17 protein-coding genes are annotated in these 21846 nt (G+C 42.2%); 8 read left to right on the forward strand and 9 right to left on the reverse strand.

What is annotated here, in order from left to right:
* Nucleotides 1-593: 593 nt before the first annotated feature.
* The 4 genes from mutS to BLR37_RS00020 all read left to right on the forward strand — a co-directional run bounded on the left by mutS (nucleotide 594) and on the right by BLR37_RS00020 (nucleotide 4925).
* Nucleotides 594-3206, forward strand: coding sequence for a DNA mismatch repair protein MutS (gene mutS, locus BLR37_RS00005; RefSeq protein ID WP_090762907.1), 2613 nt, complete (start codon nucleotides 594-596; stop codon nucleotides 3204-3206).
* A 59-nt stretch (nucleotides 3207-3265) separates the two neighbouring features.
* Complete coding sequence (locus BLR37_RS00010) at nucleotides 3266-3766, forward strand: C40 family peptidase (protein ID WP_090762912.1); 501 nt, start codon at nucleotides 3266-3268, stop codon at nucleotides 3764-3766.
* Between the two features lie 79 nt (nucleotides 3767-3845).
* Nucleotides 3846-4313: a TlpA disulfide reductase family protein gene (locus BLR37_RS00015; protein WP_090762915.1), complete on the forward strand. Its 468-nt coding sequence runs from the start codon at nucleotides 3846-3848 to the stop codon at nucleotides 4311-4313.
* 6 nt (nucleotides 4314-4319) lie between these two features.
* Complete coding sequence (locus BLR37_RS00020; RefSeq protein ID WP_090762918.1) at nucleotides 4320-4925, forward strand: thioredoxin family protein; 606 nt, start codon at nucleotides 4320-4322, stop codon at nucleotides 4923-4925.
* Here BLR37_RS00020 and BLR37_RS00025 read toward each other — a convergent pair.
* Nucleotides 4922-6112, reverse strand: coding sequence for an acetyltransferase domain-containing protein (locus BLR37_RS00025; protein WP_090762921.1), 1191 nt, complete (start codon nucleotides 6110-6112; stop codon nucleotides 4922-4924). The two genes, BLR37_RS00020 and BLR37_RS00025, sit on opposite strands and share 4 nt — an antisense overlap.
* Nucleotides 6113-6386: 274 nt before the next feature.
* Here BLR37_RS00025 and BLR37_RS00030 point away from each other — a divergent pair, with 274 nt between their 5' ends.
* Both BLR37_RS00030 and BLR37_RS00035 read left to right on the forward strand, forming a co-directional pair.
* A complete protein-coding gene (locus BLR37_RS00030) occupies nucleotides 6387-7811 on the forward strand; it encodes a glycoside hydrolase family 125 protein (RefSeq protein ID WP_090762924.1) in 1425 nt (474 codons plus the stop codon).
* 132 nt (nucleotides 7812-7943) lie between these two features.
* Nucleotides 7944-8144 carry a hypothetical protein gene (locus tag BLR37_RS00035; RefSeq protein WP_090762927.1) on the forward strand — a complete coding sequence of 67 codons (201 nt, stop codon included), beginning with the start codon at nucleotides 7944-7946 and terminating at the stop codon, nucleotides 8142-8144.
* On the opposite strand, the gene BLR37_RS00040 is transcribed toward BLR37_RS00035, so the two are convergent.
* From BLR37_RS00040 to BLR37_RS00075, 8 genes are all read right to left on the reverse strand, one after another.
* Nucleotides 8145-8498, reverse strand: a complete 354-nt coding sequence (locus BLR37_RS00040; protein ID WP_090762930.1) for a nuclear transport factor 2 family protein — start codon at nucleotides 8496-8498, stop codon at nucleotides 8145-8147.
* Nucleotides 8499-8622: 124 nt separating this feature from the next.
* Nucleotides 8623-10776 carry a xanthine dehydrogenase family protein molybdopterin-binding subunit gene (locus BLR37_RS00045; protein ID WP_090762933.1) on the reverse strand — a complete coding sequence of 718 codons (2154 nt, stop codon included), beginning with the start codon at nucleotides 10774-10776 and terminating at the stop codon, nucleotides 8623-8625.
* 25 nt (nucleotides 10777-10801) lie between these two features.
* A complete protein-coding gene (locus tag BLR37_RS00050) occupies nucleotides 10802-11386 on the reverse strand; it encodes a nucleotidyltransferase family protein (RefSeq protein WP_090762935.1) in 585 nt (194 codons plus the stop codon).
* On the reverse strand, nucleotides 11383-12489 hold the full coding sequence (locus BLR37_RS00055; RefSeq protein WP_090762938.1) for an XdhC family protein: 1107 nt from the start codon (nucleotides 12487-12489) through the stop codon (nucleotides 11383-11385). The genes BLR37_RS00050 and BLR37_RS00055 overlap by 4 nt, the downstream gene beginning before the upstream one ends.
* A gap of 38 nt (nucleotides 12490-12527) precedes the next feature.
* Nucleotides 12528-13166 carry a hypothetical protein gene (locus BLR37_RS00060; RefSeq protein ID WP_090762940.1) on the reverse strand — a complete coding sequence of 213 codons (639 nt, stop codon included), beginning with the start codon at nucleotides 13164-13166 and terminating at the stop codon, nucleotides 12528-12530.
* Nucleotides 13163-13636 carry a (2Fe-2S)-binding protein gene (locus BLR37_RS00065; RefSeq protein WP_090762943.1) on the reverse strand — a complete coding sequence of 158 codons (474 nt, stop codon included), beginning with the start codon at nucleotides 13634-13636 and terminating at the stop codon, nucleotides 13163-13165. Before BLR37_RS00065 ends, BLR37_RS00060 begins: the two co-directional genes overlap by 4 nt.
* 258 nt (nucleotides 13637-13894) lie before the next feature.
* On the reverse strand, nucleotides 13895-15007 hold the full coding sequence (locus BLR37_RS00070) for an acyltransferase family protein (protein WP_090762947.1): 1113 nt from the start codon (nucleotides 15005-15007) through the stop codon (nucleotides 13895-13897).
* Between the two features lie 199 nt (nucleotides 15008-15206).
* The gene (locus tag BLR37_RS00075; protein WP_090762951.1) at nucleotides 15207-15953 is read right to left on the reverse strand and encodes a sulfite exporter TauE/SafE family protein; all 747 of its coding nucleotides are present in this window, start codon (nucleotides 15951-15953) and stop codon (nucleotides 15207-15209) included.
* Nucleotides 15954-16899: 946 nt separating this feature from the next.
* Here BLR37_RS00075 and BLR37_RS00080 point away from each other — a divergent pair.
* Together BLR37_RS00080 and BLR37_RS00085 are read left to right on the forward strand one after the other, a co-directional pair.
* Nucleotides 16900-20253 carry a SusC/RagA family TonB-linked outer membrane protein gene (locus BLR37_RS00080; RefSeq protein WP_208599577.1) on the forward strand — a complete coding sequence of 1118 codons (3354 nt, stop codon included), beginning with the start codon at nucleotides 16900-16902 and terminating at the stop codon, nucleotides 20251-20253.
* 18 nt (nucleotides 20254-20271) lie between these two features.
* Complete coding sequence (locus BLR37_RS00085) at nucleotides 20272-21834, forward strand: RagB/SusD family nutrient uptake outer membrane protein (RefSeq protein ID WP_090762952.1); 1563 nt, start codon at nucleotides 20272-20274, stop codon at nucleotides 21832-21834.
* The last annotated feature ends 12 nt before the right edge of the window (nucleotides 21835-21846 follow it).

A 21846-nucleotide genomic window follows, 5' to 3' on the forward strand; every position in this document is an offset into this window, starting at 1 on the left:
CCCGATGTAGAATTCGCGAACTTATGGGTAGATTTAATCTTCACAGCCTGCTCCGTATCGATAACTGAAAGACAGCAGTGGAAATCTTTTTTGGACACATCAATCCCGATTGAATACTTTAGATTACTCATAGTCTATAGATTAGAATAAGACAATCAGAAACTACTCTCAGTCTTTGCTCATGTTAATCGCTGATCCAGATACTCTGATCTGGTCAATAGGTACTGTTCTGACTTTAAGAAGTAAAAAAGAGAGGATAATCCTCTCCGTCAACATCTGTAATATTTCGTGTCTAGCGGGACCTCAACTTGCCTCTCTTTTCTGATTGTTATATATAAATATAAAGATATGAGCAGGACTGAACTTTCCGAAAGGTGCAGAACCCTTCATTTTCAAATAATGTTTAGGAAGACTGGTTAATTGTTTAAATTGTATAAACTGGTTAACTGTAAGCTTGCTGTCGATTAACTGATTCAAACCATTAACCAGTTAGCCTGACCTTACCTTGCTAACAATCTTTCAACTTTTCAACAAAACAACCGCAGAATGTATATTCGTGCTATCTTTATGGCTTTTGCAAATTAATTTCAGTTTTGGCTAAAGACACGAATAAAGAAACCCCGTTAATGCAGCAATACAACGCGATAAAAGCGAAGTATCCGGGCGCATTGTTATTATTTAGGGTAGGCGATTTTTACGAAACCTTTGGCGAAGACGCCGTAAAAACAGCACAAATATTAGGTATTGTTTTAACCCGCAGGGGAACAGGGCCCAATGGCGGCGCCCTCGAACTGGCCGGCTTTCCGCACCACTCGTTAGATAACTATTTATCCAAACTGGTACGTGCCGGGCAGCGTGTAGCGATATGCGATCAGCTGGAAGACCCTAAAGCAACCAAAACGATTGTAAAACGCGGTGTAACAGAGTTGGTTACGCCAGGCGTGGCTTATGGCGATAATATTGTAAACCAGAAATCAAACAACTTCCTGGCTTGTGTTTACTTCGATAAAACACAACTGGGAGTTTCATTTTTAGATATCTCGACCGGCGAATTTTTAATTGCGCAGGGTAACAGCGATTATATTGACAAACTTTTACAGGGTTTTAAACCTACAGAGGTTATTTTTCAGAAATCGAAACGGCAGTCCTTTACCGAAAATTTCGGCGATCGTTTTTATACTTTCGGTTTAGATGAATGGCCTTTTACCAGCGATTATGGTAACGAAACGCTGATGAAGCATTTCGAGGTGAGCTCATTAAAAGGTTTCGGTGTAGACCGTTTACAAAGCGGAATTGTAGCTGCCGGGGTGATTTTACACTATCTGGGCGAAACCGAACACCGCAATCTGCAGCACATTACTTCGATTAGTCGCATTGAGGAAGACCGTTACATGTGGCTCGATCGTTTTACCATCCGCAACCTGGAACTGGTAAATTCGGCTAACGATAACGCGGTAACTTTATTCGATATCCTCGATCATACCTGTACGCCGATGGGCGCGCGTTTGCTCCAAAAATGGATCATCATGCCGCTCAAAGAGCTGAAACCTATTCAGGAGCGTTTGGGCATGGTAGAATATTTTGTGGCCAACGCAACTTTACAGGAGGAATTTTTATCGCACATTAAGCAAATTGGCGATTTAGAACGTTTGATTTCTAAAGTAGGTTTGCAACGCGTTGGTCCGCGGGAGTTGGTGGCTTTAAAACGTGCTTTATACCATATTGAGTCGGTTAAAAAACTGGCTGCCGAATCAAAAAATCCGTTCTTAATCAAAATCGCCGATCAGTTAAACCCTTGTCTGGCTATTCGCGAGCGTATTGAACGCGAATTACAAGCCGATCCGCCAGCTTTACTGGTAAAAGGAAATGTAATTGCCGATGGTATTGACGAGGAGCTTGACCGGCTGCGTAAAATCGCTTTTGGCGGAAAGGATTACCTGGTACAAATCCAGAAACGCGAAGCCGAAGCTACCGGTATTCCATCCTTAAAAATTGCTTTCAATAACGTTTTTGGTTATTATTTAGAAGTAACCCACACGCATAAAGATAAAGTACCCGAAGGCTGGATCCGCAAACAGACTTTGGTAAATGCCGAAAGGTACATTACACCAGAACTGAAAGAGTACGAAGACCAGATTTTAGGTGCCGAAGAGAAGATACAGGCCATTGAAGTACGTTTGTACAATGAATTGATGTACGAAACAGCGGGTTATATTAAACCCATTCAGCTAGATTCGTTTTTGATTGCACAATTGGATTGTTTGCTTTGCTTTGCACAACTGGCCGCTAAAAACCATTACAACAAGCCAAAAGTTACACCAGATAAGGTGCTCGACATTAAAGGTGGCCGTCACCCGGTAATTGAAAAACAATTGCCGGTGGGCCAGGAGTACATCACCAATGATGTGTACCTGGATACCGAAAGTCAGCAGATTATTATGATTACCGGACCAAACATGGCCGGTAAGTCGGCTATTTTACGCCAAACGGCATTAATTGTACTGATGGCGCAAATGGGCTCGTTTGTACCTGCGAAAGATGCCGAAGTAGGTATTGTAGATAAGATTTTTACCCGTGTAGGTGCATCTGACAACATCTCATCGGGCGAAAGTACGTTCATGGTCGAAATGAACGAAACGGCCAGTATCCTGAATAACATTTCGGATAACAGCTTAATTTTATTAGACGAAATTGGTCGTGGAACGAGTACTTATGATGGTATTTCGATAGCCTGGGCTATTGCAGAGTTTCTGCATCAACACCCAACCTCGCGGCCAAAAACGCTTTTTGCCACCCACTATCACGAGCTAAACGAGCTCGCCAATACCATGCCGCGCATCAAAAACTTTAATGTTTCGGTTAAGGAAATGACCAATAAAGTAATCTTCCTGAGGAAACTTGTTCCGGGTGGAAGTGAGCATAGTTTTGGTATCCATGTGGCCAAAATGGCTGGTATGCCGCCGAAACTGATTGGTCGTGCAAACGAAATCCTGAAAAAGCTGGAGATTGACCGTACTGAAGGTCAAAGCATTAAAGACAGTATTAAAAAAGTACAAAATCAGGCTTACCAATTGCAGATGTTCGCTATTGACGATCCGATTCTGGTAAAAATAAGGGATACATTGAACAACCTGGATGTAAATGCCTTAACACCTGTTGAAGCTTTACTTAAACTCGATGAAATACAACGTTTAATTAAGAATTAAACCGAAAAAGATTCAGGTTGTAAGCTTTACAGCCTGAATCTGAATAATATTTTAAACTTATGCATACTACCTTTAAACCTTACGCTTTCTATTTAGTTGCTTTAGTGCTCTTCCTGTCGTCGTGTGGTACGCGTAAATACACCGTTAAAAGTGATACCAAAGGTGCAAAAGCTGCCGATGCAATGAGTAATTTAAAGAGCAAGCCGCTTTACCGCTTTATTACCGACTGGACAGGCGTACGCTACCGTTTTGGTGGCCTGGATAAAGGAGGGATTGATTGTTCTGGTTTTGCATATTTACTGGAAAAGGAAATTTATGGGGTGACCCTGCCGCGCATTTCCCGCGATCAGGCCAATGTAATCCGCAAGAAAGATATCGATAACTTAAAAGAAGGCGACCTGGTGTTTTTCTCTTTTGGTGGCAACGATGTAGATCATGTTGGAGTATATCTCAACAATGGCTTTTTTGTCCATGCCAGCACTACCAGAGGAGTTATTGTTGATGATTTAACCTTGCCAGCCTATCAACGGGTATTCGTAAAATCAGGTTCGGTAAATTAATTCGTTGCCATGGGTTTAGTCCCACAGCAACATACAATTGTTCAGCAAAACTTATTGCCAATATTTGCGTTATATCACTATGCGTATATTTCTTTTAATCTGCTTATCTTTAATTAGTTATTCGCTAAGTGCACAGGTAAAACTGCTTACACTTGATGAACTGGATAAACGCATAGCTGCCGGAAAAGATACCACTTATGTAGTTAATTTCTGGGCAACCTGGTGTGCGCCTTGTGTAGCCGAACTACCCAACTTTGAAAAACTGCGCGTAGCGAACTTAAAAAAGCCTGTTAAGGTGATATTAATCAGTGTAGATTTTAAATCGAAACTGCAAAAAGAGGTCATTCCTTTTGTGGTTAAAAATCAGCTCAAAGCTGAGGTGTTTCTATTAAATGAAACCGACCAGCAAAAATACATTGAAAGGGTAGATCCAAAATGGACAGGGGCTATACCTGCAACTTTATTTGTAAAGCAGAAGATCCGCCGGTTTTACGAGCAGGAATTTACAGAAAAACAACTCAAAAATACTTTGTTAAACTTAAAATAATTGGTTATGAAAAAGTTATTGCTAATGGGTTTGGTGTTAATTTCGCTGGGTGCATGTGCACAAACCGGAGGGTATAAAGTTGGTGATGTAGTTAAAGATTTCGCCTTAAAAAATGTTGACAATAAAACGGTTTCGATGGCAGATTACAAAGATGCCAAAGGTTTTATTGTAGTTTTTACCTGTAATACTTGTCCGGTAGCCCAGGCTTATCAAAACCGGGTAGCCGAACTGAATAACAGTTTTGCGGCAAAAGGATATCCGGTTATTGCCATTAACCCCAACGATGCAGAAGCCGTTCCGGCCGAAAGTTTTGAAAAAATGCAGGCTGAAGCCAAAGGAAAGAATTTTACTTATCCCTATCTGCTTGATCCGGATCATGTAGTTACGAAACAATTTGGTGCCAGCAGAACACCACACGTTTTTATCGTAAATAAAACCGATAAAGGAAACACGGTTGAATATATTGGAGCAATAGATAATGATCCTGAAGGCGTAAATGCCACAAAAGAAGATTATGTAAAAAATGCCATCAATAATTTAAGCAACGGTAAAAAGCCAGTAGTTACTTCAACCAAAGCGGTTGGCTGCAGCATTAAATGGAAAAAGGGTTAAACATACCTTAACCACCATTGCCGGTGTGTTTCTTTATACTGTTTAAACCACCTGCAGGGTAAATAGAGCGATGCCACAACAGCAAGCCATATGAAATAAACAATTGGTAAACCAAAGCCAAATGCCGAAGGCCTGAACATAAAGGGAACCTGAACAATTTCTTTACTGCTGTGGCCTGTTGCAAAAAATACAACTACCAGTAAGATATGCAACAGGTAAAAGTGCAGTACGTAATAAAAAAACGGAACAGCGCCATATACAGCAGTTACTCTGGTAAACCAATTGCTTACCTTTTCGGTAACGGCCAAAAAGAGCATCGCCGGACCTAAAGTCATGGATATATATTGCAGCGATGGCGGGTATTTGTTCACGTTAAAAAAACTAAGCAGGTCTTTAAACAGATCGTCATATTCTTTACGCGGAACCGGATCTCCATACACGTTGATTAACCTCAACGCAACAAAGATAAATACGGTTAAAAAGCCCATCATTAATAAATTGCGGCGCCTGCGCTCTGCATCGTAGCCCTTTCTGTACCAGGACCCTACGCCGTAGCCTACAAACATAACGCCTGTCCAGGGGAGAATGGCATAAAATACCCCCACAAAATGATTGGCGGAAAGGGGCACAACTGTGCCTGATGCCGTAAAAAATACTTTCAGCAGCATTCCGGCAGCTGGATCTTTTGGTGCTGGGAATAGGTTGAAAAGGTTATGCCCGAAAACCAAAAGCAATCCAATAATCAGTATTACTTTATAGGATAGCACGCGACTAAAGATTGCCAGAAAGATCATACTCGTGCCTATGGCCCAAATAACCTGCAGGATAATAAAATTGTAACCAGGGTTGAAGGTTAAGCCGAAAGTGATTATAACTAACTCAACAAAGATGAGCCAAAGGCCACGCTTCAATAAAAAGGTACTGGCCAGACCAGGTGCTTTACCCTGCGCTGATAAATAGGCCGATAATCCGGAGAGAATGACGAAAGTCGGTGCGCAAAAATGAGTAATCCAGCGGGTAAAGAAGAGCATTCCGGTGGTGGTATCCGGATTTAGGGGGTCGCCTGTCATGGCGCCTATATGGAAAAAATCGCGGGTATGATCTAAAGCCATGATGATCATGACCAGTCCGCGGAGTATATCAATGGATAAAATGCGTTTTGATAGCGTAGTTTGTGCTGCATCCATAGCAATAAGTTTGGTTACTTAAAGATACGAATTCATACGGTTTCTGATCTTATCCGAAACATTGCGTTTCAGGTGTTTTGGCTTTGTGACTAAGCTAAACTGGAAAATCGATTTAGGAGTGCCTGAATTGGCAATTTGAATTTTGATCTTCGGAAAATTATGATAATATTTGTTAAACGCTAACCGAATAACACCTATCATTAAAACAGATCATACATCAACGATAGCCGAACCTCGTTTAGGCAAAACTAAAAAAAGACCATCACACATCATAATGAAAAGAAGAACATTTATACAAAACACAGGCTTGCTGGGAGCAGGCGTAGTAGCTTCCAAATTCTCGTTTGCAGCTAATTTAGCTCCCGAATTTCCTGTTGTACGTGTAGCCGCGGCGAAAAGACATTTCCAAAGCAAGGCTGTAGATAATGCCATTAAAACCTTCCAGGCAAACGTTAAAAACCCCGAACTGGCCTGGTTGTTCGAAAACTGTTTCCCAAATACCTTAGATACAACCGTTTATCATAGTGAAAAAGACGGCAGACCAGATACTTATGTAATTACTGGCGATATTGATGCCATGTGGCTGCGCGATAGTTCGGCACAGGTTTGGCCTTACCTGCAATTTGTTAATGAAGATGAACCGCTAAAAAAACTGATTGCAGGTGTAATTATCCACCAAACCAAATGTATTTTAAAAGATCCTTATGCCAATGCTTTTTATGGCGATGCCACCAAAGTAGGTGAATGGAAAACCGATAAAACAGCTATGCAGCCGGGCGTACATGAACGTAAATGGGAAATCGACTCATTGTGTTATCCTATTCGTTTAGCTTACCACTACTGGAAAAAAACCGGCGATAAAAGTCCTTTTGATGCCAATTGGAAAAAAGGAATTGAGGCTACACTAAAAACATTTAAAGAGCAGCAACGCAAAGCGGATAAAGGTCCTTATCATTTCCAGAGAGAAACTACACAACCTACAGATTCGTTGCCAATGGCTGGTTACGGCTTCCCGGTTAACCCGGTAGGCTTAATCTGTTCGGCTTTCCGCCCGAGCGATGATGCCACCATTTTCCCTTTCCTGGTACCTTCGAATTTCTTTGCCGTATCGAGCTTAAAACAAGCTGCCGAAATGATTAAGGCTTTAAATAGTGACCAGGCGCTGGAAAGCAGTTTGTTAAATCTTGCCGATGAGGTAAATGCTGCCCTTCAAAAACATGCTATTGTTAACCACCCGAAATATGGTAAAATTTATGCTTTTGAGGTGGATGGTTTTGGAAGTTCGTATTTAATGGACGATTCGAATGTACCTAGTTTATTGGGTTTACCATATTTAGGCGCCATGAAAGTAAGCGATCCGATCTATCAGAATACCCGGAAGTTTGCTTTATCAAAAGATAACCCTTACTTTTTTAAAGGCACTGCGGCAGAAGGTATTGGTGGGCCACACGCCGGACAGGATATGATCTGGCCAATGAGTATTACCATGAGGGCATTAACCTCTACTGATGATACGGAGATTAAAAACTGTATCGAAAGTTTGCGTAAAACACATGCGGGTAAAGGCTTTATGCATGAGTCGTTTCATAAAGATAATCCGGCCAACTTTACAAGAGCCTGGTTTGCCTGGTCTAACACTTTATTTGGCGAGTTGCTTTGGAAAACTTACCATGAGAAACCAGCTTTACTAAAACCATAATTATTAAAAACCGTGCTTGTGTTTATCGTCTTGTTTTTAAGCAGGCGATTCATATAAGCACGGTTTTCTTTTGCTTAAAACCTGTTAAATTGCTGCTCAATCTGTAACTTGCATAGTTTTATCCGCATTTATATGACCAACATTTTTGTACACGATAAACTGCCCACTTCAACACTTCTGGAACTGAAGGTTGGTGATTTGATTAGCAACGGGCATGATATATCGGGCCACATCGAAAAGATTGAAATCAGCGAAACAGATGAGTTTTTAATGTTCCGTTTTGTATTGCCCGCTGGCGAAATAACAGTAAGAAAGCTTAAACAGGTTTGCTAATTATAACACAGGCCTGGGATCAAATATCACTTCGAACGATTTAATTTTTTCGTCTTCAAGTTTATACCAGCCGGCACAAAAGATGGTTTTCCCGCCCATATTGATATTGTACCATAAGGAAACCTCTTCTCCATCTACAAATACCTTCTTAATATCGTATTTGAATTTCATTTTCTTCATATCGGCGATGTAATTGTCGGCCCCATCACGTTCGCCCATTACACCTTTAAAATGCATATCATCATGCAATTGCTGCCTTGCCAGCTCAAAATCTTCTGCATTTAAGGCATTTAAGAAATCCTGTACGACCACTTTTGCGTTGTGTTCGGCTAATAATTTATTGGAAGTATTCATGATAATATTTTTAAAATAAAACCCATTTAAGGATAAAAATGTTTGGGAATTATTTGGTGGAAGTATGCTGAATGAGCAAAACCCTGTAAGAACTACTGCGGTTTTAAACCGCAGTAGCTAAAGATTAGCCTTCGGTTTTAAGTTCAAAAGGCATTTTTCTAAAACGGGTTCCGCTGGCAGCAAAAATGGCATTGGCAAGGGCAGGGGCAAAGGGTGGTAGACCGGGTTCGCCAACCCCTTTTACTTTTCCACCATCGGCCAGGATGTGCACTTCAACAACCGGAGCTTCGTTAATGCGTACCATTGGGTTGTCGTAAAAGTTTTGTTCAACTGTTTTTCCATCTTTGAAAGTGATACCGGGTTTTGTTGCTGCTCCCAGCGCCATAATAATCGCGCCTTCAACCTGGTTTTTGACATTATCTTCGTTAACTACCGCGCCAAGATCAATCACAGCAATTACCTTATCAATGCTGATGGTTTTATCGGGATGGTGGGTTACTTCTACAATTTGTCCGGCAAGCCCGGCAAAGAAATCCCAAACGGCTACTCCGCGACCTTTGCCCTGAGGCAGTTTCTGCTCCCAATTGGATACTTCTTTGAGCTTGAGCAACACTTTTTTAGTATCTGAGGGTTTACTAAGCAACTCAAGCCTGAATTCCATCGGATCTTTTTTGGCTTTATAGGCCAGCTCATCTATAAAACCTTCGTGTGCAAATGCAAGTGTAGAACTGGTAACCGAACGCCATGCCGCAATAGGAATATGAAGATCGGCCCTTACATAAGTAGTTTTTAAATTCGGGATTTCATAAGCTTGCTCGGCAATGCCTTCCATCATGATGGTGTCTACTTTTGTACGATCGTAATTGGCCTGCATCGACTCGAAATAGGATGGACTAATTACCTTATGCTGAAAGGTACTCAGTTTTCCATCAGCAGAAAAGCCTGCAGAAAGCTTTGAAAAAGTCATGGGTCTGAAAGGCCCCTGTGTTGTAGTATCTTCCCTCGACCAGATCAGTTTTACGGGAACATCGACCAGTTTGGCTACGTTCACGGCTTCAACAATGTAATCGAAGTACAACCTGCGCCCAAAACCACCACCAATAAACTGATTATTTAACTTCACATTTTCGGGCGCAAAACCTACCTGTTTAGGTAAATCGTTAGGGCCACTTCCTGTCATGGCGCTGGCCACCTGAGTAGATGTCCAGATTTCGAGTTTATCGCCTTTTACATGCGCGGTACAATTCATGGGTTCGAGTGGATGATGTGCCACTATGGGTGTTTCATAAAAAGCCTCGAACGTATTTTCAGGCGAAATCTGCATGGTTTCTACCGAACCGATATTTTTACCGGTTATGCCAGGTTCAGCAGCGAGCTTACGTAAATGGTTTTCGTAATCAACCGTGTTAAATGTTTCATGCCCGTTGTTTTCCCAAACCACTTTCAGTTTCTTCCGTGCCTGACTCACGGTCCAGTAGCTGTTGCCGATAATGGCTATGCCGGTATATTTGTATTTTCCAACAATACGTTCAATTGGCCCGACTTTTTTAATGCCTGCAATTTTCAATACCGCAGTGGCATCGTAACTCTTTAAAGTAGCCCCAAAAACCGGACTTCTTTCTACAACAGCATAGAGCATATCCGGTACTTTTACATCAATACCAAAGCCTGCCGTTCCGTTGGTTTTAAGTGGAATATCCTGCCTTTTGGTTGTTTTGCCTAGTATTTTAAAATCTTTCGGGTCTTTTAGCTTAGGGTTTTTGGGTAGTTCTATTTTCGAAGCTTCTTCAATCAGCTTGCCGTACGGAAGCATTTTTTTACTGGCGCTGTGGATCACCGTCCCATTTTCGGCATAACATTCGGCTGCATCAACTCCCCAGATTTCGGCAGCAGCCAGGATGAGTACTTCTTTTGCGGCTGCACCTACTTTACGCATGGGCAGGTAATTGGTCCGGATAGAAGCACTTCCGCCTGCGCTTTGTCCGCCACCAAATGCCTTTTCACCGTTTGATTGTTTAATGGTCACCTGATCCATAGAAACTTCCAGCTCTTCGGCAATTAATGCCGGGAACGACTGCAGTGTACCCTGACCCATCTCAGGCTTGGTATTAAAAATGGTAATCTTTCCGCTGGCTTCAATGAGTATGTAAGGACTAAAATTGGCTGAGGCAATATCCATTGCCATTAATGGATTTCCTTTTGCCGATAAACCCAACCAAATGGCAAAGCCAGCAGTACCTGCACTTTTAATGAAATGGCGTCTCGAAATTTCTTCCATAATTGTATGTTTTATTTTTTCCTTTTCAGGTGTATTGTTCAGTTAAATTGATATAATCGGCCATGGTGTCGATATCTATATGCCCCATTTCAAAAGCTATTGTAGCTACATCATTGGGGTTATTGTTAATTATCGCTTTTGCGCCACGGTTACCACTTAAAGCTAAAAGCTGTTTAAAATATTTCTGGGTAAAAAGCACGGGGGTACCTATCGTATCTGCATACTTGCTCGCCACAATTCCCGTTCGGCTGACTTGCTGATTTTCAAAAAGTTTCTTAAATACAGCTGCGCTAATAAAAGGCTGATCGGACACCGTTAGGATTACCTGATCTAAATCCGGTTCGCTTTTAAGCAAGGCCTTAAGTCCGGTAACTATGCTGCCTGACAGCCCTGATTCCCAGTCATTGTTAATGATAAAATCTGTTTTCAATATTTTTGCAAGCTGATCTGCATAGCCTCCCAGCACAGTTAATACCGGCGAAAAACCACTCGCTATAGCGGCTTCGCTTACAATATCCAGCAAAGCTTTGCCATTATAAGTAAGCAGCTGTTTAGGTTGCCCCAGTCTGCCCGAATTTCCTCCCGCCAGAATAATTATTCCTGTTTTCATAAGCCAACGTGTTGATGAATGGGGAGGATTTTATCTTTTAAGGGCTCTTTTGCTGCTCCTGCAAAGAATGCTTTAATTTCGGCTACAATTGAAACGGCAATTTCCGCTGCTGTTTCTGCTCCAATGTCGAGTCCGACCGGTCCGTGTACCCTTTGTCTGTTCGGTTCTGTATCTAAACCCAGCTCATCTAGCATTTTAAGCAGTTTCTTTTTTGGTCCGAGCGAACCGATATATGGTATATTGGTGGTCAGCAGTCTGCCCAGTAGTTCCACATCGTAATTGTAATTGTGGGTCATGAGTACAAATGCGGTGCGGGCATCACTTTTTGTGAGATCTACCTCACGCGCCTTAGCCACCAGTACATAATCAGCTGTTGGGAAACGTTGTTTCGTTGCTTGTGCAGGCCTGCCATCAATAACCGTAACCTTCCAGCCAAGTAAATGGCACATTTGCGCAAGCGGCTGCGCATCATTGCCGGCACCTGCAATAACAACAGCAATAGGAGCACTGATAAATTCCAAGAATGCTGTAACTGGCTGGTCATGATCTGTATAAGATTTAAATACTGATGTTTGGGTTAAGATTACTTCCCGAAGGTCTGCTTCAATGTTGCTGTTAAAGTAGCCGGGTATATTTTTAAATTGGTTCTTTGACTTTAAAAGGAGCTTCGTACCGATATGTTGCTGACCACCCAACGAAAACAGCACTGCAATGGCGGCATCTTCACGCTTGCCAGCCACCTCTCTGAGTATGGCAATGGGATTATTTTCATTTTCGGGCTTTAAGGGCTCAAAAAGTATGTATACAATACCATTGCAACCCAGTTGTATGCCGAGCTTAGCATCATCCTCGTCGGTAGTATCGTAAGTAACGAGGCGATTTTCCTGCAGATGTATAGCCGTTAATGCTTTTCTTAGTGCGTCTCCTTCTAAACAGCCTCCGCTAATGACACCGGTAAGCTGTCCGGTTTCGGTAACCAGCATTCTGGCGCCTGGCCTGCGGTAAGAAGAACCCTCAACCTTTACTACTGTAGCCAGGGCCGTTCTGATATTGGCTTTGCTGGCCTTCTTATAGGCATTCAGAATCTCATTAATTTCATTCATATCACCAAAGTTTATGGGTTGATGCTATAGCGATTACATTATTTAGCAGGAGCGTAGGCACCGGTTTTCAGCCAAATGGTCCATTGTTTCTTAAATTCGGCATGACTCAAAGGAGGGAGTGTACGGCCTTCTCCCGGATTCCAGCCTGACAACACAAGGCCATCATCGGCATGCTCAAGCAGTTTTTTCAGGTCTTTATTGCCATTTTGTTTTGGATTTATCAGTTGTTTGGCCAGTTGATGGGCCGAACGTCCCTGAAAGATCATCTTCATGTTTGCAGGTGGCAAATGCCAGTCGGGGTTACCAGGCGGCGTATGTTTTCCGGCTGTATTGGTCGGTTGATGGCAGTTGGCACATTTCATGGCGTACACACCTTTCCCATCTACGCCACGGCTCGGCGCCATGGTGTGCAAATGGCTGTCATCGCCCTGCAAAGGAATATCGCCACTGGGGTGACAGTTAATACAGCGCGGGCTCATCAATACCTTGTACACCTTTTTAAAGGCTGCAACAGAGGCAACGCTGTCTTTCACTACAAACGGTGTTGCTGCTGGTTTAGGATCATGATGGAGCGTAAAAGCCATCAATATAACCAAAGAGCCAATTACCCCCAGTACGGTAACCATGCGCAAAGCACCAGCATGCCCCCTGGTAAATTTTAAAAACCTGTCTGTCATCCTTTGGTTTCTCCTTTCTTTTGCAATTCGGCCGCCAGATGGATTGCTTTTCTGATCCGTAAATAAGTACCGCACCTGCAAATGTTACCAGCCATAGCCTGATCAATATCCGCATCGCTGGGCTTAGGGTTTTCGCGTAAGAGTACAGCTGCCGACATTAACTGGCCCGAATGGCAATAACCACACTGCGGAACATTGACCTCGTTCCAGGCGAGTTGCAAGGGATGATCGTTATTTTTAGATAAACCTTCAATGGTTCTTATTTTCTGGCCCCGGGCACGGCTAACTTTGGTAATGCACGATCTTACTGCCTCTCCATTGAGATGTACTACACAGGCGCCGCATTGCGCCACCCCACAGCCATATTTGGTGCCGGTTAAGCCAACCAAATCGCGAATGGCCCAAAGTAAGGGCATATCAGGATCGGCATCAATGTCGAAATTCTGGTCATTAACGTTTAATGAAATCATGAGATTCAGTTTATGTTTTGTTAATTATTGCAGTTGTAGTGCCGCTTAACTACGCCTGGATGTGGCGCCAACAGTTAAACGTAGTTTAATACCCTAATTTACAATTTTGTACGGCAAAAGTTTACTGAACAGTAATTTTGGTAGGAAATGAGGAATAAAGGTAAGTAGTAACGCACGGCTTTATCCGCAGAAAAGGCATCGCTGAGGATGCCTTTTTAATATATTGTTGTATTTTAACTGAAAAATGTAACGGAGAATTTACCCCCATTTCTTCCTCAGCCATTTGCGTATCGGTTCATCATACCATTTCAAAGCAACGTAAGCCAGAATAATGCTGCCAATCAAAATCAGCAAGGCGTAAGGCCAGGCCTGCACAATCGTAGTGCCTTTATTGTTACTGATCCAGGCCACATAAAAATATACCAGCGGATAATGTACCAGGTAAAGCGGGTAGGAGATATCACCCAGAAACTTGCAGATTTTGCTTTCTGTCTGGCTATGCACCATACCACTGGCGCCCATATACACGATAAGCGGAAAAACAATGATGATACATATCGATTCATAGATGCCGTTCATCCAAACATGATCGGCACCACCAATGCGTGGCATATATAAAACGATGGCCACCAACAGGCTGCACCATAAAAAGGCATTTTTAATATGCTTTGGTTTGGCTATACGTGAGAGCAGTAAACCAGCAAAGAACGGATACATGGTGCGGGTAATGCCTACGCGGAGCTGTTCAGCATTAAGTGTCCATCCGCCGCTCACATCGCCATTAGGGCTGGTTATGGCTAAATGTGCCAGGGCTATAGCTGCAATCAATACTAAAATACTCAATGCGGTTTTGGAGAATTTTCTGATACCAATGGCGTACAGGATATTGGCGATGTATTCGAAAAATAACGACCAGCCCACACTGTTTAACGGATGCATTTCCTGCCAGCCGCGTATATCCATAGATAAAGGGATTGGCAAAATGGTGTAACCAATCAGCAAAACCAATAGCATTTTCCAAAGAGGAATGGTATGAATAATCGGCCAGATGGTCGAATCGGTAAAATAGAAACCTATGGCGCCGAGGGTCATCCCCAATATCACCATGGGTTGCAGTCGCTCAATCCGGCGTTTAAAGAAAGTACCCACCGTCATTTTTTGCCAGCGATCGTCATACGCATAGCCGATTACAAAGCCCGATAACAGGAAGAAAAAATCGACAGCCAGGTAGCCATGGTTTACCAGGATATCGAGGTGTCCGGTGCCCAAAGGCTCAGTAAGGTGAAAGGTTACAACGATAATGGCCGCTACGCCACGTAATCCGTCTAATATGGGGTAATGTGGCTTTGCAGCAAGACTGGTCTCAGGCATTGTTTTGTTTAGGTTTTCGCTTATAAATGGTTATTTTATTGAATTTGTAAAATTAAATAAATCCATATTTTGCTTTCCACTTATCGTATCAAAATACCTGCAAATAGTCTCATTTTGTGTTGCCACGGAAGCACGGAAGGCACGGATTTAAGAAGGTATTTTTAAGTTATAACACTCCTGCCAGGATAAAAACCCGATTTTACTTAAAAGCCACGCTATTGGCAATTAACAAGATCCCCAGGCCAAGTAGCACCAGGTAACTATAGCTAAAAAACTGATCGTCCTTCATCCGGGCATTTATATACCTGCCCAACAATATGGCGGGTATTAACGCAGGCAGCGACCAGAGATAATAGCGAAATAAAACCCAGGTAAACAAGCCGCTTATTCCATATCCGATCAACCCAACCATACTGGCGATTAAAAAATAAGCTTGCAGTGTTGCCCTGAAATGTTGCGCGCTCCACCTGCGTTTGGCACCATAAACCACAAGTGGCGGACCATTTATTCCATAAGCTCCACCCAGAACACCTGAAAGGAAACCACAACCAAAAAGCCAGCGTTGGTCATCATTCCTAAGTTCGGTTAATTTTTTGCCGGTTAACAGATAAATAGCGAACAAAATAATAATCATTCCTAAAATTACCTTTACCAGCGATTCTTCCACATGTACCAACAACCATAATCCGGCGGGTATACCCATAACTGCGTAGACCGTGAGGTTACCAGCACTTTTAAAGTGTATTTTTTTATGATCCTGAACAACCACAAACCCGGCAATGGTAACCGAAACAAGCACCGAAAGTGGCACTGCCAGATCAATAGGCATAAAAAGCGCCAGCAATGGAACGGCCACAAGCGACTCACCAAAACCGAAAGCTGAACGGAACACAGTTGCAAGAAAAATGATAAGGGAAACAGCGAAAATGACAGGACTGGCAGACATGACCAAAGATACGAATCAGAGGCTGTTTTCGCCAATAATCAGCCCATTAATTGGCGTACTAAATACGGGCACTACTAAGTTTGACAAAACATAAAAAGTCACTACAAAATCAATTTCATTTTTCATTCATCGAAGAATATTGGCCATTCACAGAGCAATAATATCTATCTGGCGAGTCTATATTGATAAATAATTCAACGACGATTAGATTTACACCAGATGTAATGAATAAACTTCCAAAATCTTAGTCAAAAAATAGTGATCACAGCGCAATACCGGTACACAGATCGTTGGTGCAGGAATAAGTTACATATGAACATAAGCTATTTTACCTATGAATTAAAAAACCGATAAAAGTGAGTTGGATCCAAAATTTAATTCTTTTACGGCCGATCGCCGGGTTATCTATGTTAGTTGCACAAAAAGTTATGCCTGCAAGCAGCAGCACAAAGATTCGGAAATTGTTTTGCCGAAAACAGCTTCCAAAGCATTAAACACCATCAAGTAAAAGGAAAAATTTATACCAGAAATTACCGCAGGTAAAACGTAGCATAAATTTTAACGCTTCTCATCCTGGCCAGCTATCAGACAAAACTTATTTGCAAGGTAGTTCATACCAGTTGCAATTTTAAAGCAGGCAGAATAAGCATAACAGCTAATAAATAACCAAATATAACCAAACCTAAATGAGATCTATGACGAAAAAGTACAAAAACTAAAACATCAGTAAATAAAAAAGGCAATATCTGCGGTATTGCCATCTCAATTATTCAGCCTTATTAATGCTTTCCACTAGCATTTATTGTAACCGCCAGGCGGTTGAAAAGAGCTGTCTTATCAGTTGAGAATCAAATGAACCATTAACCAAATAAAAATTATGAAATTCAAACCGAACCTCATAACCATAATAAAGATTACATTTTTACAATTGGCATTAATGCTATTAATGATAGGAAGTGCAGTTGCAAATGACAGAGGGGCACAAGTTATGCTAAAAACCAAAGTCTCTTTATCCGAAAGAAATGTATCGCTAAAAACGGTGATTAAAGATATGGAATCCAGATACTACCTCAATTTCGTTTTTAGTCAGGCGCTTATAAAAATAAAAAGCGACCAAAAAATCTCTGCCTCGTTTACTGCTAAACCATTGGGAGCTGTTTTAAGTGCGGTTTTTGAACCACTTAACATGGCTTACCAGGCTTCAGGGGATGTAATTGTGATCAGTGCAGTTAAACCTGAAACCAATCAACGCAAAGCCGGTTTGGACATATCGGTAAGCCCGATAACAGGCAGGGTATTAGATGATAAAGGCGGTCCTGCCGTGGGCATTAACGTGGTTGTAAAAGGAACGAAAACAGGTACTGTTACCGATGCAAACGGAAATTTTTCGATAAACGCCAGTCCGGGAGCTACATTAATATTCAGCTCTGTAGGATTCGATCCATTAGAACTTCCGGCAACTGCCGAACCGATGAAGGTAATCCTAAAATCATCCAGCAGTGCCCTTACAGAAATTGTAGTGGTCGGTGCCACTTTCAAAAAAGGCGATCTCACCGGTTCGGTAAGTAATGTAGATTCAAAAACTTTGCAAGACAGGCCTGTTACCAATGTAAACAGCGCACTTCAGGGACGTGTTGCAGGGGTATTTATTGGAGGCGGATCAAAACCGAGTGATGATGCCGTTATTAAAATTCGGGGAACGAATACGATTAATTCTGGCTCAACACCTATTTATGTAGTGGATGGTTTAATCATGGAAAATAATCTTGGCGGGTTTAATTCGATCAACATGAACGACGTTGCCTCTGTCGCTATTTTGAAAGATGCATCCGCCACAGCACTTTACGGATCACGTGGTGCAAATGGGGTTGTTGTAATTACGACAAAAAAAGGCAAGAAAACGGCAGGCGATGGCACAATTGGCTATGATGGCTGGGCCGGCTTTTCAAATATTGCAAAAATGCCAGAGACCATGAATGCCGAACAATTGTTTCAGCTTCGGCTTGATGCTTACGCCAACGGATACCTAAAAGACAATCCAAACGCAAACCGACAAGACTATATCAATAACACCTTACTAAAAACCAATGTGGCCTTCTCTCAACAGGAGTTTAACACGTACAATAGCGGTAACACCTACAATTGGCTTGATCAGATTAAACAAACGGGGTATCAACAAAACCATGCTTTAAGCTTTACAGGTGGAACAGACAAAAGTTCTTTCTATTTAAGTTTAGGTTATGCAGGCAATACCGGTATTATACAACAGGTAAATCAAAATAAATACACAGGCCGTTTCAATGCAGATTATTCGGTAAAGAAATGGTTGAAAATAGGAACAAATACCGGATACACCCTTACTGATGATCGCCAGGTCGATGATGATGTCTATAATCAGGCACTGAATGCGAATCCCTTGTTGGATTATGCTCCATATCAGGCAGATGATACCAGGTATACCGCCAATTACCTGACTATTTATTACCGTGCGCTTGGCCAGAACAGCAACAATAACTTTAATCCGTTTAATGCCATGGAAATTGCCAGGAGGCAAAACCGAAACCGATTGGTAACTTCTAATTTTGTTAATGTTAATCCGATTGCCGGGCTGGATATCCGCTCTACTTTTTCGGTTGATTATGGCCAGCAGTCTTATTTTACATTTACGCCAAACAATATCCAGGAAGCTATACGCAATTATAACGGCGATGCGAGGGCTAAAGCGGAGCGGTGGAACGATCTGTATTGGCAATGGGATAATACAGTCACCTATAATAAAACCTTTCAAGGAAAACACCGGATAACTGCACTTTTGGGAACCAGCGCAAGTAAACACACCTCTGACTATACTTTAGCGCAGGGAGACCGTTTTGCAAGCAATGACCTTTCTTATTTTAATCTGGGTGGTGCTGCTGCGCAGGATAAAACTACGATAGGATCTAACTTCTATGCCTATTCGATGTTTTCGGTAATCGCACGTTTCACTTATAGTTATGACGATAAATACTATGTTACCGCCACTGCCCGTAATGATGGTTCATCAAGATTTGCTCCGGGGCATCAGTATGGTATTTTTCCTTCCGGATCAGTGAGATGGGAGATCAGTAAAGAGGATTTCTTAAAAAACCAGAAAGTATTTAATCAGTTAAGCTTAAGGGCAGGTTATGGCGTGGTTGGTAATCAGGATATTACCAATTATGCATTCCAGACGCTGTACGGTTCAAAGGTTAATAACAACAACGCATTACTCGCCAATGATGGGTTGAAAGGTAATCCAGATCTGACCTGGGAACGTCAGAAACAAGCCAACCTTGGTTTGGATATGGCCTTCCTTAATAATAGGTTATCTGCTACTGCTGAGGCTTTTTACATCAATAACGACAACCTTTTGCTTGATCGTGGCTTAGCGCTTACCACAGGTTACAGCCATCAATTACAGAATATCGGGCGGGTAAACAATAAAGGTATTGAGCTTTCATTAAGCGGACAAATCATTAAAAACAGCGATTGGAACTGGACTGTAGCAGGAAACATCTCATTTGCAAAAAATTCAGTAAAACAATTGTATGGAAATGCAACTGTGATCTACAACTCTTCAGGCGATAGCCGCAGAAACAATTTGTTTCTTGGGGAAGCCCTGCATAGTATTTATACCCTTCGTTCAGGAGGTATAGCGCAAGAAAACAATCGAGCTGAATGGCAGGGATTAAATTACAATGGCAAAACAGTAGCGCCTGGTGACCTCTTTGCACTTGATGTTTCAGGTCCTAATGGCGTAAAAGATGGGATAGTAAACCAATACGACAGGGTTATTGTGGGGAAGGAGGATCCGAAATATTACGGCGGTTTTTCAACTAACCTGACTTACAAGGGCCTTGATCTGAATGCAGTTTTCGTTTATTCGAATGGCGCAAAAAAAATAAGCAGTTACTACGAGGGTTTGATCAACAGTGTTGGGTCGAGTATGGCTTCGGTTGATTTGCTTAATCGATGGACGCCAACAAATACGGGTACCAATATTCCGAAAGTAATTGACAATACGAGCTATAACAGGTTTGCCCCATCTGATTTAGACTACTCCATACAGGATGCGTCTTATCTCCGGCTTTCAGCACTTACTTTGGGTTACAATTTACCGCAAAAGTTGCTGGATAGCTGGCATGCAAGTCGCGTGCGTGTGTACGCCACCGGCTCCAATTTATTCTTAATCACAAAATATAAGGGGCTTGATCCGGAAACCGGTGATTACGGCTACCCGCCTGTACGAACATTTGTAGTGGGTGTAAACTTTGGGTTTTAATTTTTGATACAGAAAATTATGAAAAAATTTATTCTAAAAGTATTTATTGTAAGTGCGTTTATAGGTTTAGCGTCTTGCAAAAAGCTATTGCTACAAGAGAGTTTAACCAAACTTGACGAAAGTGCAGTTTATTCTGATGTTAATTTAGTACAAAGCAGTTTAAAGGGCATTTATGCCAACTGGTTAAATTGCCGTGTTGACGAACAAGGCACCGTGTTAATGATGGGAACGGATGAAACCCAACAAGGGGCTTTTCAGATGAAAACTGATGCTTCCAAAGGAGGTCTTGATCGTTACGACGGGAACCTGAATTCGCTTCAGGGCCAGATCACCACGCAATGGAACCTGCGTTGGCCCCTGGTTAATGAGGCTGCGAAAATCATTAATGGCCTCGATAAACCAGGATTAGTACCGGGCTCTAAAGCAGCAGGTGTTGTGGGCGAAGCCAGTTTTATAAGGGGTTTTATAGATTTTGAACTGGCCATGTATTGGGGATCTATTCCAATAAGAGACCTGAGCCGGGAAAGCGCGCTGGGTCTAAAACGCCAACCCCTAAAGGATGTATGGGCCTTTATTATTTCAGATCTCATTAAAGCTTCAACGCTATGCCCCCAAACCAATGCACCTGGCAGAGCAACCAGCGGAGCTGCACTGGCCATGCTGGGTAAGGCCTATATGTCGGCACCTGAATCAACCGGGCTGCGTGATTTTGACAAAGCCAGAAATTGCTTTGAGCAAATGATGAGCAGGTATACCTTGGTTCCTTATCAGAATTTGTTCGATTACACTAAACCCAATACCGTTGAGGCAATTTTAGAATTCCAGTACAGCCCGGTATCGCCCAATAATAATAAAGTTCAATTTCAGATCGGATCGCGTGCGGTACAAAATACTTTCGGAGATGGTTGCTATTTTTCGGGGTATGACAAAATTGTTCCCACAATTCATGCCTATGAAACAGTAGCCAACGGAGGGGTTTGGGAAGATGGCGACCTTCGCCGGGATCAGAGTATCCGTTATGATTTTTCATATTATGGTGTAACCCCAACCTATGATATCATTTCGTGGGAAGGCCTTGGTGCAAACCATGATGAATTAAATCCGCACATTAAAAAATACGAGGATTTCCGCACGGATTCGCATAGCGGCTTAGGATACAACAACATGTACAATTCTGGTAAGGATATGCCGGTTTTAAGACTTGGCGATATTAAGCTATGTTACGCAGAATGCCTGAACGAACTTGGTAAAACCGCCGATGCCGTTGCCATTGTTAACCAGGTTAGAACCAGGGCCTGGGGCGGAACACTTCCTGCTGATAAAGCATGGACGGCTATGTCGCAAGACGATTTCCGTACAAAAATTATGGATGAACGCATTCGTGAACTTTTTGCAGAAAATTGGCGTAAAATTGATTTGATCAGAACCGGAAAGTTTGTCGATCTGGTTAAAAAATACAACAAATGGGCGGCACAGTCCGGAACTATTCAGGCTTTTAACAGCCTGTTCCCGATTCCTGACTCGGAAATGAAACTGAATGATCAAATTACACCAAACGATCAGAACCCTGGTTACAAATAAACAAACAATTAA

This window comes from Pedobacter soli (assembly GCF_900101435.1).
GTDB lineage: Bacteria > Bacteroidota > Bacteroidia > Sphingobacteriales > Sphingobacteriaceae > Pedobacter > Pedobacter soli.